We start from the raw sequence: 13801 nt of genomic DNA on the forward strand, positions 1-13801 counted from the left end.
GCAACTACCCAGCTTCGTTCGCGTCACTCCGATTGCGTTCCTGGCGCAGCATCTTCTTTACGCGCAATCTCAGTTGGTGCCGCCAACCCGAGTAGGGCATCTTATCCAACCTGCCCATGTATTCAGAGCGCTTCCATGTCACCCCGTTGGCATCGTTGAATATCAAGAACGCATTCATCTTGTATCCTGGTCTGCGCGGTTCATCGATAGTCCACCTCTTCGTCAGCGACGTGTTGGCCAGGATCAAACCACGGTCGTCAGCTTCAATCGAAAAAGTGTACGCCAGGTAGTCTTCTACTCCCACCATGGAGGTTTCGGGTTGTCGCCACTTATGCGATGGAGTACTAACCGACTCCTCGATGAGAAACAGCACCGCAACGAACAGCACGGCATCGGAGTGGTTGTGGACATTGGCCGTTAACTCCTGACCCTTCCACTTCGTACTGAATACTACCTTCGATGCCTGGGCACGTTCCTTCTCCCGGCGATCGAGCATCAAAATCAACAAGGCGAGAAACACGGAAGCAGCCGATACTAGCGAGCTCACCCACTGCCCAACCGTCCCCCATACTGCAACGTCGAACGGGAACGCCCACAAGTCACCAAACATCCCAGGAGTATCGCAGGTCACCCACGGTTCGATCAGACATTCGATCCGGTGGCACCGTCACCATCGGCAGGCGGTGAGGGATGCGCCGCCTGCCACTATCCGCTACTGAGACTTTTCACAGGTTCGGAACGAACGTCACAAATCTCCTTAGGGCATATAAATCGACCCCAGGCATTCATTCCGGCGAACTCGTCACATCTCTTCGCCAAGAAGTCTTGCCAATACTCGACCCTCGGCACCATCGTGATCGTGAGGTTCGCCTGCGTGCCAGCCGTCCGCACAAGCAGCGTGCCGAACCCGAACTGAACCGTCCCGGGTTTGATGCCGCTTCCTTCCTTGAGGAGGATGCAGTTCATGCCCAAGCGTTACCCCGCCGAGCAGCGTGAGCGATCGGTGAAGATGGTCCTCGACCATATCGATGAGTACACGTCCGTGTATGCCGCCTGTCAGGCGATTGGCCCGAAGCTAGATGTCGGCATCGAGCGCTTGCGTGTGTGGACCAGGCAGGCCCTGGTTGATTCCGACCAGGCACCTGGTGTGACCACCAATGAACAACGTCGGATCAAGGAACTCGAACGTGAGGTCCGAGACCTCAAGGAAGCCAACGAGATTCTGAAGTCGGCCTCAGTTTTCTTCGCGAGGGAGCTCGACCCGCGCCGCCGTTGATCTGCCAGTTCATCGACCAGGTGCGTGCCGCAGGACACCGGGTCGAGTCGACCTGTCGCGTGCTCACCGAGCGCGGCTTCAGGGTCGCCTGATGCGAGAGGCCCGTATGGGGCTTGCGAAGATCCTCGACCAGAAGGCGTCCGGCACGACGTTACGAGACGTCCGGAACCAGTGAGGGAGACTGCCGATAGGTGGATCGCTGGCCGCGCGGGCTGGCAAAAGACGACCAAGGGGCACCGCAACCGGCTCAAACCGCTCGTCACCCTCTACTGCGATCTGCCGATTCAGGATCTGAAGAAGTTGCACATCAACAACCTGATGGAGCGATTGAAGCTCGGTGATCTACCACGGGCGGAGGGGAGGCGTGTCGGGTGTTCATGGTCTGCCAGACTCCGCCGAAAACTTCGGTGTGTTGTCTGCGCGAGTTCTACCTGGACCCCCAGAAGCCGGATGACTGCCGAGCGGCCCGAGCGCGAAGAAGTCAGGTAGTCGGCTACTCATGTGCTGGATTCATTTCACCACCAAAATTGACTCGAGCCTCGCACTATGAAGGAGTGATCAGCATGGTGGATCTCCGGGTCGATCAGGCGTTGAACGCGGTCGCCCAGACCGTCGAGGATGCGGGGGGAAACAGCAGCGTGCTTGCGCTCTCGTCGACGGCAGTCGGTATAGGAACTACGTCACCAGCAGCGATGCTGCAGGTTGCCGGGAACGTGCGGCTCGAGAGGAACGGCAGCCCGAAGCTGGCGCTTCGGTCGCGAGGAAACGGCACCCAGCACTACAGCCTGCGCGCGACGAACGATGCAGACGCCGCCGGCGGCCGACGCTTCGTGATCAGGAACGAAAGCGAGGAGCGAGACGACCTTGTCCTCGACAACGCCGGCAACATCGAGACCCCCGGGAACGTGCGGCTCGAGAGGAACGGCAGCCCGAAGCTGGCGCTTCGGTCGCGAGGAAACGGCACCCAGCACTACAGCCTGCGCGCGACGAACGATGCAGACGCCGCCGGCGGCCGACGCTTCGTGATCAGGAACGAAAGCGAGGAGCGAGATGACCTCGTCCTCGACAACGCCGGCAACATCCAGGTCGCCGGGGACGTACAGCTCGATCGGAAGCTGGCGATTCGGCCGTTAGGACTCGGCACCCAGCACTACAGCCTGCGCGCGACGGACTTAGCCGACGCGGCCGGGGGCGGCCGCTTCGTGATCAGGAACGAGAGCGATGGGCGAGATGACCTTGTACTCGACGGTGCCGGCAACATCCAGGTCGCCGGCAACATCCAGGTCGCCGGGGACGTGCATCTCGCTTCGGGCGGCCAGGACCGAATCCGCCTCGACGGCGGTCGCGGCAACGCCTGGCTCGGCGGCAACGGCGCCGATGGCGACCTGGCGCTCTTCCCGGCTTCGGGTGACAACCAGACTCTCTCCCAAGCGACGATCCACCTCGATGGCGAAAGCGGCGACATCATTCTGCAGAACGCCGACTGCGCCGAGGACTTTCAGGTCGCGGACCCTGGAGCCAGCGAGCCCGGTACGATCATGGTGGTCGGAGACGACCTGCAGCTCCGTGTGAGCGACGCGCCGTACGACACGCGTGTGGCGGGCGTCGTCGCCGGCGCCGGACGCCTCCGGCCCGGGATCGTGCTCGGCCGCCACACCGGAGCCACCGGGGGCGTGCCGATCGCTCTGATTGGGCGCATCATGTGCAAGGTCGATGCCGATGCCGGGGAGATCCGGGTCGGTGATCTCCTCACAAGCTCGGCCGTGCCGGGTCATGCGATGCGGGCTGCCGATCCGCTGCGCGCGTTCGGCGCCGTCATCGGCAAGGCGCTGGGCGCGCTGGCGTCCGGCCGAGGCATGATCCCCATGCTCGTTGCCCTGCAGTAGACGGAGGCAGGGTACGTGGCAATGTTAAGCGTTAAACCTCGATCCACCGCGGTAGGGGCAATCGTCGGCAAACCCCTGGCGCCTCTTTCGCGCGGGACCGTGCTGATCCTCGTGCTCTTGACACATTAGTAGGGCGCAAATGACAACCCTCAGTGTGCGCGACATCGCAAGCACCTGCCTCGGCAAGTCCGGTGACCTGTCGGTCGATACCGACGTGTATGGATACATCTTCCGTAACACCGACGGGTCGGTCTTCGGCACACTCGTGCCCACCGACACGCTTCCCGGTTCCGGCCAACCGACCGCGCGATCGCTGAAGCGTCACCTCGAGACGATCTCTGCCGAAGCGATCGATCTGTTCGTGTTCCTGGTCGGTCACGAGGACGACTTCTCCGGGACTGCCACCGAAAGCAACGTTACCGAGATGTCGGGCTTTACAGAGCTGGGGGGTCTGTGCGACAAGGATGACAGTGATGTGATGCCCGGCGCCGTACTCATGGTCTCCGGTATGCGCCGTTGGACGGGACTTGTCTTTGCCCATGAGGTCGGCCACTACCTCGGCCTTGGAACCGGGTCCGTCATAACCAACCTGATGGGCGTCGATCCTGACGGCAACGGGATCGACACGATCGGCATCAACAGCACCAACCTCACCGGTGACATCAGGCTGATGGGCTGCCGCGATCGGGGCGATCGTAGTCAAAGCCCTGGCACCGCTTTCGTGCGGCACCGGGCTCATCCCCGTATTGCTGACCCCGCAGTAGGGGCGACGACGGTCGCCATGCAATAGGGAGTACCCATGGATGTCAGCGTGAAAGGGATGCTGAAGTGTGTCGGCGCGGACTTATCGGATGATCAATCGGTGCTCTTCCGACTATTCGGGTTCCGGCGTGGCCGCGTGCCCCCCGATCCCGACCCCAGCGGCGTCACCGCCTCCGTGTCGCTGCGGCAGATGGCCGATGACCTCGCCGGCAATCACATCAACGTCAATATCATCGCCGTCGGGTTCGACACCCTGGGGGGCTCGGCCGGCGCCGACGCACTCATCGAAGTCGACTACTGCGTCTATCGGCTTCGCAACATCTACCGCCCGGTGGGGCTTGGCGTTGGGCGCGTGCTGCACACCGAGATCGATGAAGCCGACGCGAAGGGTCACGGCGACATCCGCGACGGCGAGGAAGGTCGTGATCTGTGGGAAGGCTTCTATGTTGACAACAACGGGATCGATGCCTTCGTGGTGCGTAGCATTTCCGGTTCGCTGGCCGGGGTCTCTCCGGTGGGCGGCGACTGCGACAAGCAGTCGAAGGACTCGGGGCTCCTGGCGGGAGGCGTCGACGCCGACGACGAGGGCATTTCGCGCACGTTGGCCCATGAGATCGGCCATTTCCTTGGTCTCCCCCACTCCGGCGACGCCATCTTCCCCTTGCCGCCCTTCACGACCGATGCCGAACGGGAGACCAACTTGATGACGCAGTCCGATGAAGTTCCGAATGTGCGCACAACTGTCGAGTTGACCGATTTGCAGGGCGGTTGGGTGCACCGGCACTGCAAGATAAGGGAGGGGTGCTGACATGGTGACTCCCGGAAACGACGCCCTGCTGAGGCTGGCTCTCGACAGTGGCATCGATCAGGCCGCCCGACTCAAGGCAGTCGTCGCCATGGGTGCGCGCACTAGCCCCTCGTCGCTTCAGGGCCTGCGCGCCGTGGTCGCCACCGACGACCCCGCAGTGCAGCGTCGGGCGATCGAGCGGCTCGGAAAGCTCGGTACGCCCGACGATCTCGAGCTCCTACGCCAGGTCCAAACCGACAACCCGATCACGCAGCAGTGGCTTCGCACGGCCACGGCGTTCGTCTCTTATCGCCACCGACTCGGCACCGACCGACTCGACTTGCCAAAGATCAGGGTTGCAGCCGAGGCGACCGCGGCGGCACCGATCCGTAGCGGGGCGCCGACCGAAGCGATGTTCAACCGGATGGAACGTTTGGCCCCGGCTGTGCCCGGAATCCGACTGGCGCCGCAGCCTATACGGAGATTCGAGTGCGGCTCGAGCGAGTTGGCGCTGATGCTCAACCAGAATGTCATCGATGATGGGGCAGCAACACTCCCCGAACGACAGGCCGTGCTGGCGGTTCTCTTGCGCTACAACATCGAGACTGGTGCCTACGATCCCGCCTACTACTTCTTGACCGACCCATCCGGCTCAGGAAGCTTCAGCGTCTCAGGCGCCCGCAGCTCGGGCCGGGTCGGCGTGCACGGCACGGGCAGCGTCGACGGCACGGTGATGCGCTTCGAGGTGAATGCCACCGAGTCTCCCGACGAGCATCCACTAGACGTCACAGGCTCGTTCGACCTAGCGACCGGCGCATTGGATTTCGAGATCGCGCGGGTCGAGCCCCGCTTCAGCGAACTCCAACAGCAGGGCCGCAGGCAACCTCGCCTCATAGATCGCCCCGAGCGGTAACCTTCTGACCGCCTCCAGCTGAACGAGCCCTTCCCATGCGTTGTCTTCCTTCCCGGACGGAACACCAAGATCGCGTACAAGATCGGGTGGGGCTTACTGCTCACCCGCCTCGACGCCCTCGCCGACCAGGCTCATGGTGGTGTGGCGAGAAGGACAAACTTGCCCCGTGCACCAGCGCCAACGACCAGAAGGTGGTGGACTCGCGTCCGGCGCTGGCCGCTATCGGCCAGGGATGGTGTTCGACCGAGGCGAGAAGTCGGACGACTGCAGGGTGCCCATCTCGGTCATGGGCAAAGGTGGAATGCCGCGCAGACGCCGGCTACGGCAGGATCTGCTCTCGACGTCCCCGACCCTGGGTCATGATGAAGGCCTCGGACCCTGCCCGCGCACTTCGGAACCATCATCGGCAAGGTACTCAATCCCCTGGGCGAGGCGAGGGTCTGATCCCAATGCTCATCAGCCTGCAATAAGGGATGGGAAACGAGTCCCGGCATTCATGTTCGTAACGACCGGTAGATCGGCAACCGCAAGTTTACGAAAGCGGGCGACAGCACCGAGAGAGTAATGGCACAGAGAGGTTCGAGCGAGATGGCAGAACTCAGCCTGAGACGGCACCTGGCGCAGATCGGCGAGCCGAAGTCGACCGTCGGCCCGCGAATTCCGACAGACTTTCATGTCATTCCGCCGTCAGGTCGCCTACGGGACATCATGAAGGCGATGCGGTCCCCCAAACCCGAGCAGTGGACGAAACAAGACCAAGGGGTGTTCTCGAACGAAGACTGGACAGAAGAATGTCAGGGCGTGACGCACGATTCGTCCTACTGGTACCTGTCCAGCAACCACGAGGGCAAGCAACGAGTCTATCGAATGTCATTGGCCAACGACATCGTGGGCCACGTCAAGCTGGCGGGCAACGGAAGCCACCACCTCGGGGACATCGACTATCACGACGGTCGGATCTATTGCGCGATGGAAGATGATCCCGTGCAGATTGTGGTTATCGACACGCCGCCGTTCACCGCATGGTGGGCCGCGGCATTGGTGGGCGAGTCGGGCGGGTCTCCACCGCAGGACCGATGTGCATGGTGCGCGGTGAACCCGTGGAACGGTTTGCTCTACAGCTGGAACGGAACCCAGAGCCGGTATGAAAATACCCTCTTGGCCTATCGATTGGATGACGCTGGCCGGCGTTTCGTGCACCAACCGGCCGCGAACATTGTGCTGCCGGAGAAGTTGCTGTGGGTTCAGGGAGCAGTTTTCTCCAACAACGGCCACGTGTTTCTCGCTTCGAACACCACCAACGACATCCGCTGCTACAGCGTTCTCAACGGCCACTACCTGGGACGAGTCCCAATCCCGAAAACGGGCTCTGGGCTCTGGGGCGAACTGAACGAGGAGGTGGAAGGCCTCACCATCTGGGACGGCATCTCATACGACGGCGTGGCAACCGACGTTCACCTCATCCTGCTCGACAACGACAGCACGAACGACGACGACGTGTACTTCAAGCACTATCACGTGCCGTTGTCGGAGGACCTGTAGTAGCTGGCGCAACAGCCTGAACCGTCTCATTGTTCCACACCGGACGCGGACGGTATTCGTCACGCTCGCGGGCTGCAGGATGAATACACGTCAGATCGTGGAGTTCTCGCCCGACTCGGCATCGAAACGGGACACTAAGCGAAATGTCCTAAGTCAGGAGAACGCACGAGACGAAACGCACACCAACTCCGGGGCCGTGGACCCCGACGCCACCGATCGCGTCGGACTCGCCGTTGCCCGATGCACAGGATCAGCTCAGCTACGGCAGCATCCGCGCCGGGGATCTACTCACCACGTCTCCCAGCCGCGGGTGCACGATGACGGCCTCCGACCCGGACCGTTCCTTCGGAACCATCATCGGCAAGGCGCCTAACCCCCTGAAGGAAGGAGTGGGCCTGGTCCCAATGCTCATCAGCTTGCAATAGGGATGCGAGACCTGCACGCACGTGAACGTGCTCGCGCCACGTAGTAAACCTCTGATCGACGAAAAGCGGGCGACCGCGCGGAGAGATTCATGGTCATGAAGGGTGAAGCGAGATGGCAGACCTTAGCCTGAGGTGGCATCTTGCGCAGATCGGCGAGCCGAAGTCGAGCGCGAGCGTGCGAATCCCGAGGGGCTTCTATGTTCTTCCGCAGTCAGGCCGCCTGCGAGAGATCATGAAGGCGATGCGGTCTCCGGAGCCTGCACAGTGGACGAAACCCAACGAGGGCAAGTTCGCCAGCAAGGACTGGACCGAGAGCTGTCAGGGGGCAACGCACGACTCGTCCCACTGGTATGTGTCCAGCAACCACGATGGCAAGCGACGTGTCTACCGCCTGACCCTCGGCAACGACGTAGTGGACTACGTCGACGTCGAGGGCGCCGGAAGCGACCATCTGGGAGCGATCGACTACCACGACGGCCGCATCTACTGCGCGATGGAAAACCCCGTGCAGATCGTCGTCATCGACGCCCCACCGTTCATACGATGGCGGGCAGCCGCGCTGGTCAGTGAGTCGGGCGGCAACCCGCCGCAACACAAGTGCTCATGGTGCGCTGTGAACCCGTGGAACGGTTTGCTTTACAGCTCCAGCAACGGCTGGTACGACATCGAGGATATCCTAGCTAACCGTTTGGAAGAAAAGGGCGTCGACACTCTCCACGCGTATCGCTTTGATTCGGCCGGGCAGCGTTTCGTGCATGTGCCGACCGCCAAGATCGTGCTGCGAGAGAAGGTGTGGAAGATTCAGGGGGCGGTTTTCTCCAAGAATGGCCATGTGCTTTTGTCTTCGGATCACAGTAACGACATTCGCTGCTACAGCATTCTCAACGGCCGCTATCTCGGGCACGCAGCCATCCCGAAAGACGGTGGCTGGCCGGAACTGGAGGAGGTCGAAGGCCTCACCATCTGGGATGGCATCACCTATGACGGCGTGGCAACCCACGTGCATGTCATCCTCCTCGACAACGACGTGCACAACGACGACGACGTGTACTTCAAGCACTACCGGGTCCCGTCGTCGGACGACCTGTAGCAGCACCAGCACGGCTGCAACCACCCGGGAGGTTCCATGGCGCCTCACTGGAGGCACGATCATGGTCACGATCAACCGCTAGAAAAGAATGTCATGTCGGGCGGAAGTCTCTCACTACGTCGTCTGACCGTGCACCGACTGGTGGGCAACCCGGAGAGCACGGTCACCGTCCGACAGATCCTCGGCCGCCCGAGCGGCCCAGTCCGGCTCGGAGCCCGAAATACGCAGATCGCGGTCCTGACCCACAACATGGCGCTGCTCGTTTTCCCGGCACCGTATCTCGGCACCGATCGTGAGGGCGTCGTCTCGGAAATCTGCGTGCGTATTCGGGGGTTGTCGCCCGACATCGTGGGCCTGTGCGAGGTTTTTCGGATGGGGAGCGGGCCGAGATCTCCACCGCCCCTACAGGATCTCTATCCGTTCTTTCGGGAGGGGCCGGACGAGAACAACGCGATCGCGGCCCTACGTGCGTTCAAGGCCGCGCAGGCCGCCGAGCGTCTCGCGCTCGGCTCCTCATACCCGGACACCGGGCTGGTGGCCATCCACGAGGACGGGTCACCGATCCGGCACGAGTGGTACGGCGACGAGTTCAAGCGGCAGGCCAAAGCCGCGGGCGTCCCAGTGATCCGACTGCCGACGCCCGGCACACCGCGGCGAGCATCTTGCTCGACGCCGGAAACTCGGTCTCGGCCACCGCGAAGTGGCTCGGCCACGACCCGGCGAAGACGCTGCGGGTTTACGGGCACGTGTACGACGAATCGCTCAAATCCGCGGGCGCGACGCCGTTCGGGAGCCCGCCGAGGCGGCCAGATGGCGGTGACCCTCCGGCCCGTTGGGACACTCTTGGGACACCGGCGGCCAACGGGACAGTCTCGGCTACAACCGAAAGCCGCTGACCTGCCCCAATACTGGTGGGCGCGGAGGGTTTCGAACCCCCGACCGCTGGTGTGTAAAACCAGAGCTCTACCACTGAGCTACACGCCCGAAATCCGACGGTCGCCCGCCGAATCGCACTCAGGAATCTAGCGCGGCGAGCGCTTTCTCCCAAGCCGCCTGGTCACGGGCCTCTCCGGGGCCGTTCATCTCGGCGAACCGGATGTAGCCCTCCTTGTCCACGACGAAGGTCCCGCGGTTCGCGAACCCGGCCTTGGCGTTGAACACGTCGTAGGCCTGGGCCACCGCGCCGTGCGGCCAGAAGTCCGACAGCAAGGGAAAGGTGTACCCCTGCTCCGACGCCCAGATCTTGTGCGTCGGCGGCGGCCCGACCGAGACCGCGAGCACCGCGGCGTCGTCGTTCTCGAATTTCGGCAGCCCGTCCCGGACCTTGCAGAGCTCACCCTGACAGGTGCCGGTGAAGGCGAGCGGATAGAACACGATCAGGACGTTCTTCTTGCCCCGATAGTCCGAGAGCGAGACTTCCTGATTGTTCTGGTCCTTGAGGGTGAAATCGGGAGCGATCGCACCGACGTCGAGAGGCATGGGAGTTCCTTCGGAAGTAGTGCGATCAGCGCTTGGCCGGGCGGGCCTTCGGCTGTACGAGCCGGCTGCCACTCCAGGAGCCGAGGTTCGCCGCCGAGGTCTGCGTCAGACCCGCCGTCGGCGCCGACTCGGCGATCTCACTGGGTTCGACATGGCCAGGCTGTCCGGTCTTGGGGCTGAGCACCCACACGAAACCCTCGTCGGCCAGCGGGCCGATCGCGTCCATGAGTGCGTCGACGAGGTCTCCGTCGCCGTCCCGCCACCACAGCAGCACGACGTCGATCACCTCATCTGAATCCTCGTCGAGGAGCTCCCCACCGATGGTCTCCTCCACCGATGCACGCAGGGCATCGTCGGTGTCCTCGTCCCAACCCAGTTCCTGAACAACCATGTCATTGGTGATGCCGAGTTTCTGGGCATAGTTCTGGGCGTCCGCCGCGGCGACCACGGTGGTGTCCTCCTTTTGTTGTCGGGGCCGAAAACCTCCAGCACCCGGTCCGTGTGGATCAGTAGTGAAAGCGAACAGGGTGAACGCCTCTCGCGCAAGCCGACGCCACCGAAAACACGCACAAAGATTTTCTGACGTACCAGATTGTGACTCGCCGTCGCCCCTCGCTGGGCGATACGGCAGGATTGAGCCAGATCACCATCACGCGTAACGCGGACCGCCGTCACACAGGCGATCCGCATGGATTGGGCGCCGCACCGAGCGTCCTCCCCGATGAAGGAGAGTCATACGTTGTCCGAGCCCACCCTGGACCAGTTCTCGCCACCGCAGCAGCCCGCACCCAGCGGCGATGGCCGCGTTCGCGTGATTCGTGAGGGGGTGGCCTCCTACCTCCCCGACATCGATCCCGACGAGACCACTGAGTGGCTCGACAGCTTCGACGGCCTGTTGCAGAACTCGGGCCCGGCCCGCGCCCGCTACCTGATGCTGCGACTGCTCGAGCGCGCGGGCGAGAACCACGTGTCCATCCCCGCACTGACCTCGACCGACTACGTGAACACCATCCCGACCGAGAACGAGCCGTGGTTCCCCGGCGACGAGGAGGTCGAGCGCCGCTACCGCGCCTGGATCCGCTGGAACGCCGCGGTCATGGTGCACCGTGCGCAGCGCCCCGGCGTCGGCGTCGGCGGCCACATCTCCACCTATGCGTCCTCCGCCGCCCTCTACGAGGTCGGGTTCAACCACTTCTTCCGCGGCAAGGACCACCCGGGCGGCGGCGACCAGATCTTCATCCAGGGCCACGCCTCCCCCGGCATCTACGCCCGCGCCTTCCTCGAGGGCCGCATCCCCGCCGAGCAGATGGACGGCTTCCGCCAGGAGCACAGCCATGCGGACGCGGGCGGCGGCCTGCCGTCGTATCCGCACCCGCGGCTGCTGCCCGACTTCTGGGAGTTCCCCACGGTGTCGATGGGCCTCGGCCCGATGAACGCCATCTACCAGGCCCGGTTCAACCACTACCTGCACGATCGCGGCATCAAGGACACCTCCGACCAGCACGTCTGGGCCTTCCTCGGCGACGGCGAGATGGACGAGCCCGAGTCGAGGGGCCTGGCGCACGTGGCGGCCACCGAGGGGCTCGACAACCTCACGTTCGTCGTCAACTGCAACCTGCAGCGCCTCGACGGCCCGGTCCGCGGAAACGGCAAGATCATCCAGGAGCTGGAGTCGTTCTTCCGCGGCGCCGGCTGGAACGTCATCAAGGTCGTCTGGGGCCGCGAGTGGGACGCGCTGCTGCACGCTGACAAGGACGGCGCGCTGGTCAACCTGATGAACTCCACCCCGGACGGCGATTACCAGACCTACAAGGCCAACGACGGCGGGTACGTGCGCGAGCACTTCTTCGGCCGCGACCCCCGCACCAAGGAACTGGTCAAGGACCTGTCGGACCAGGAGATCTGGAACCTCAAGCGTGGCGGGCACGACTACCGCAAGATCCACGCCGCGTACGCGGCCGCGCTGGCGCACAAGGGCCAGCCGACCGTCATCCTCGCGCACACCATCAAGGGCTACACCCTGGGCAAGCACTTCGAGGGCCGCAACGCGACCCACCAGATGAAGAAGCTGACCCTCGACGACCTCAAGGCGTTCCGCGACCTGCAGCGGATCCCGATCTCCGACGCCGAACTCGAGAAGGACCCGTACCTGCCGCCGTACTACCACCCCGGCGCGGATGCCCCCGAGATCCAGTACATGCTCGAGCGGCGCAGGCAGCTCGGCGGGTTCCTGCCGTCGCGGCGCACCGACGTCGCGCCGTTGGCGCTGCCCGAGGACAAGGCCTACGACTCGCTGCGCAAGGGGTCGGGCAAGCAGGAGATCGCCACCACCATGGCGCTGGTGCGGGTGCTCAAGGAGCTGCTCCGGGACAAGGAGATCGGCAAGCGGATCGTGCCGATCATCCCCGACGAGGCCCGCACGTTCGGCATGGACTCGTGGTTCCCCTCGCTGAAGATCTACAACCGCAACGGTCAGCTCTACACCTCGGTCGACGCCGACCTGATGCTCGCCTACAAGGAGAGCTCCGTCGGCCAGATCCTGCACGAGGGCATCAACGAGGCCGGCTCGACCGCCTCGTTCACCGCGGTCGGCACCTCGTACGCCACCCACGGCGAGCCGATGATCCCGCTGTACATCTTCTACTCGATGTTCGGCTTCCAGCGGACCGGTGACGGGCTGTGGGCGGCCGCCGACCAGATGGCCCGCGGCTTCGTGCTCGGCGCGACGGCCGGGCGCACCACGCTCACCGGCGAGGGCCTCCAGCACGCCGATGGGCACTCGCTGCTGCTGGCGTCGACGAACCCGGCCGCGGTGACCTACGACCCCGCGTTCTCGTACGAGATCGCGCACATCGTCAAGGACGGGCTGCGCCGGATGTACGGCGGCACGCCCGGTGAGGACGGTTTCGGCGGCGAGAACGTCTTCTACTACCTCACCATCTACAACGAGCCGTACGTGCAGCCGGCCGAGCCGGAGAACCTCGATGTCGAGGGCCTGCTCAAGGGCCTCTACCTCTACAGCAAGTCCGAGGTACCGGACAGTGCCGGGGGTCGCTCCGCGGGCTCCGCTCCGCGCGCGCAGATCCTGGTCTCCGGCGTCGCGATGCCCGAGGGCCTGCGCGCCCAGGAGCTGCTCGCCGAGGACTGGGGTGTCGCCGCGGACGTGTGGTCGGTGACCTCGTGGGGCGAGCTGCGCCGCGACGGCGTCGAGTGCGAGCGGCAGGCGCTGCGCAATCCCCAGGACGCCGCGGCGGTGCCGTATGTGGCCACCGCCCTGGCCGGCGCCGAGGGGCCGTTCGTGGCGGCCTCGGACTGGATGCGCGCGGTCCCGGACCAGATCCGGCAGTGGGTGCCCGGCGCGTACACCACCCTCGGCACCGACGGGTTCGGTTTCTCCGACACCCGGACCGCGGCGCGGCGCTACTTCAACGTGGACGCCGAATCGATCGCGGTGGCGGTGCTGGCCGGACTCGCCAAGGAGGGCAAGATCGAGCACAACACCCCGGCCGCGGCCGCCCGCCAGTACCGGATCGATGACGTCCTGGCGGCCCCGAAGTCACTGAAGGATCCGGGCAGCGCCTGACAGTTATCTGTGCACGGACGCTTATAGACACCTCACAAATCAGGCGCCCGGGGAACAC

11 protein-coding genes and 1 tRNA gene are annotated in these 13801 nt (G+C 64.0%); 8 read left to right on the top strand and 4 right to left on the bottom strand.

The window, feature by feature from the left end; translation table 11 throughout:
• Window positions 1–4: 4 nt before the first annotated feature.
• Window positions 5–610 (bottom strand): hypothetical protein, encoded by a 606-nt coding sequence (locus tag ACFQS9_RS22395; protein ID WP_378408762.1) that lies wholly within the window; start codon window positions 608–610, stop codon window positions 5–7.
• A 354-nt stretch (window positions 611–964) separates the two neighbouring features.
• Here ACFQS9_RS22395 and ACFQS9_RS22400 point away from each other — a divergent pair, with 354 nt between their 5' ends.
• The 7 genes from ACFQS9_RS22400 to ACFQS9_RS22430 all read left to right on the top strand — a co-directional run bounded on the left by ACFQS9_RS22400 (window position 965) and on the right by ACFQS9_RS22430 (window position 8681).
• A complete protein-coding gene (locus ACFQS9_RS22400) occupies window positions 965–1276 on the top strand; it encodes a transposase (protein ID WP_378408764.1) in 312 nt (103 codons plus the stop codon).
• 554 nt (window positions 1277–1830) lie between these two features.
• Entirely contained in the window at window positions 1831–3162 is a 1332-nt protein-coding gene (locus ACFQS9_RS22405) for a hypothetical protein (protein WP_378408765.1), read from the top strand.
• Between the two features lie 139 nt (window positions 3163–3301).
• The gene (locus tag ACFQS9_RS22410; RefSeq protein WP_378408766.1) at window positions 3302–3952 is read left to right on the top strand and encodes a hypothetical protein; all 651 of its coding nucleotides are present in this window, start codon (window positions 3302–3304) and stop codon (window positions 3950–3952) included.
• 9 nt (window positions 3953–3961) lie between these two features.
• Window positions 3962–4732, top strand: a complete 771-nt coding sequence (locus ACFQS9_RS22415) for a zinc metalloprotease (protein WP_378408767.1) — start codon at window positions 3962–3964, stop codon at window positions 4730–4732.
• 1 nt (window position 4733) lies between these two features.
• Entirely contained in the window at window positions 4734–5624 is an 891-nt protein-coding gene (locus tag ACFQS9_RS22420; RefSeq protein ID WP_378408768.1) for a HEAT repeat domain-containing protein, read from the top strand.
• 588 nt (window positions 5625–6212) lie between these two features.
• Window positions 6213–7166, top strand: coding sequence for a hypothetical protein (locus tag ACFQS9_RS22425; protein ID WP_378408769.1), 954 nt, complete (start codon window positions 6213–6215; stop codon window positions 7164–7166).
• A 537-nt stretch (window positions 7167–7703) separates the two neighbouring features.
• A complete protein-coding gene (locus tag ACFQS9_RS22430) occupies window positions 7704–8681 on the top strand; it encodes a hypothetical protein (RefSeq protein WP_378408770.1) in 978 nt (325 codons plus the stop codon).
• A gap of 909 nt (window positions 8682–9590) precedes the next feature.
• Here ACFQS9_RS22430 and ACFQS9_RS22435 read toward each other — a convergent pair.
• The 3 genes from ACFQS9_RS22435 to ACFQS9_RS22445 form a co-directional block, all read right to left on the bottom strand.
• Window positions 9591–9665, bottom strand: a tRNA-Val gene (locus tag ACFQS9_RS22435).
• A gap of 30 nt (window positions 9666–9695) precedes the next feature.
• The gene (locus ACFQS9_RS22440) at window positions 9696–10160 is read right to left on the bottom strand and encodes a peroxiredoxin (protein WP_378408771.1); all 465 of its coding nucleotides are present in this window, start codon (window positions 10158–10160) and stop codon (window positions 9696–9698) included.
• 25 nt (window positions 10161–10185) lie between these two features.
• Window positions 10186–10608, bottom strand: coding sequence for a DUF3052 domain-containing protein (locus ACFQS9_RS22445; RefSeq protein ID WP_378408772.1), 423 nt, complete (start codon window positions 10606–10608; stop codon window positions 10186–10188).
• A 273-nt stretch (window positions 10609–10881) separates the two neighbouring features.
• Between ACFQS9_RS22445 and aceE the strand changes: the two genes are divergently transcribed.
• A complete protein-coding gene (aceE, locus tag ACFQS9_RS22450; protein WP_378408773.1) occupies window positions 10882–13743 on the top strand; it encodes a pyruvate dehydrogenase (acetyl-transferring), homodimeric type in 2862 nt (953 codons plus the stop codon).
• Window positions 13744–13801 lie beyond the last annotated feature (58 nt).

It is taken from the genome of Rhodococcus daqingensis (genome assembly GCF_042665615.1).
Classification (GTDB): Bacteria; Actinomycetota; Actinomycetes; order Mycobacteriales; family Mycobacteriaceae; genus Rhodococcus_G; species Rhodococcus_G daqingensis.

Bases quoted from the DNA above. Each gene is read 5' to 3' on its own strand.
- ACFQS9_RS22395 (WP_378408762.1), bottom strand. From the start codon at position 610: ATGTTTGGTGACTTGTGGGCGTTCCCGTTCGACGTTGCAGTATGGGGG.
- ACFQS9_RS22400 (WP_378408764.1), top strand. From the start codon at position 965: ATGCCCAAGCGTTACCCCGCCGAGCAGCGTGAGCGATCGGTGAAGATG.
- ACFQS9_RS22410 (WP_378408766.1), top strand. From the start codon at position 3,302: ATGACAACCCTCAGTGTGCGCGACATCGCAAGCACCTGCCTCGGCAAG.
- ACFQS9_RS22415 (WP_378408767.1), top strand. From the start codon at position 3,962: ATGGATGTCAGCGTGAAAGGGATGCTGAAGTGTGTCGGCGCGGACTTA.
- ACFQS9_RS22420 (WP_378408768.1), top strand. From the start codon at position 4,734: ATGGTGACTCCCGGAAACGACGCCCTGCTGAGGCTGGCTCTCGACAGT.
- ACFQS9_RS22425 (WP_378408769.1), top strand. From the start codon at position 6,213: ATGGCAGAACTCAGCCTGAGACGGCACCTGGCGCAGATCGGCGAGCCG.
- ACFQS9_RS22430 (WP_378408770.1), top strand. From the start codon at position 7,704: ATGGCAGACCTTAGCCTGAGGTGGCATCTTGCGCAGATCGGCGAGCCG.
- ACFQS9_RS22440 (WP_378408771.1), bottom strand. From the start codon at position 10,160: ATGCCTCTCGACGTCGGTGCGATCGCTCCCGATTTCACCCTCAAGGAC.
- aceE (WP_378408773.1), top strand. From the start codon at position 10,882: ATGAAGGAGAGTCATACGTTGTCCGAGCCCACCCTGGACCAGTTCTCG.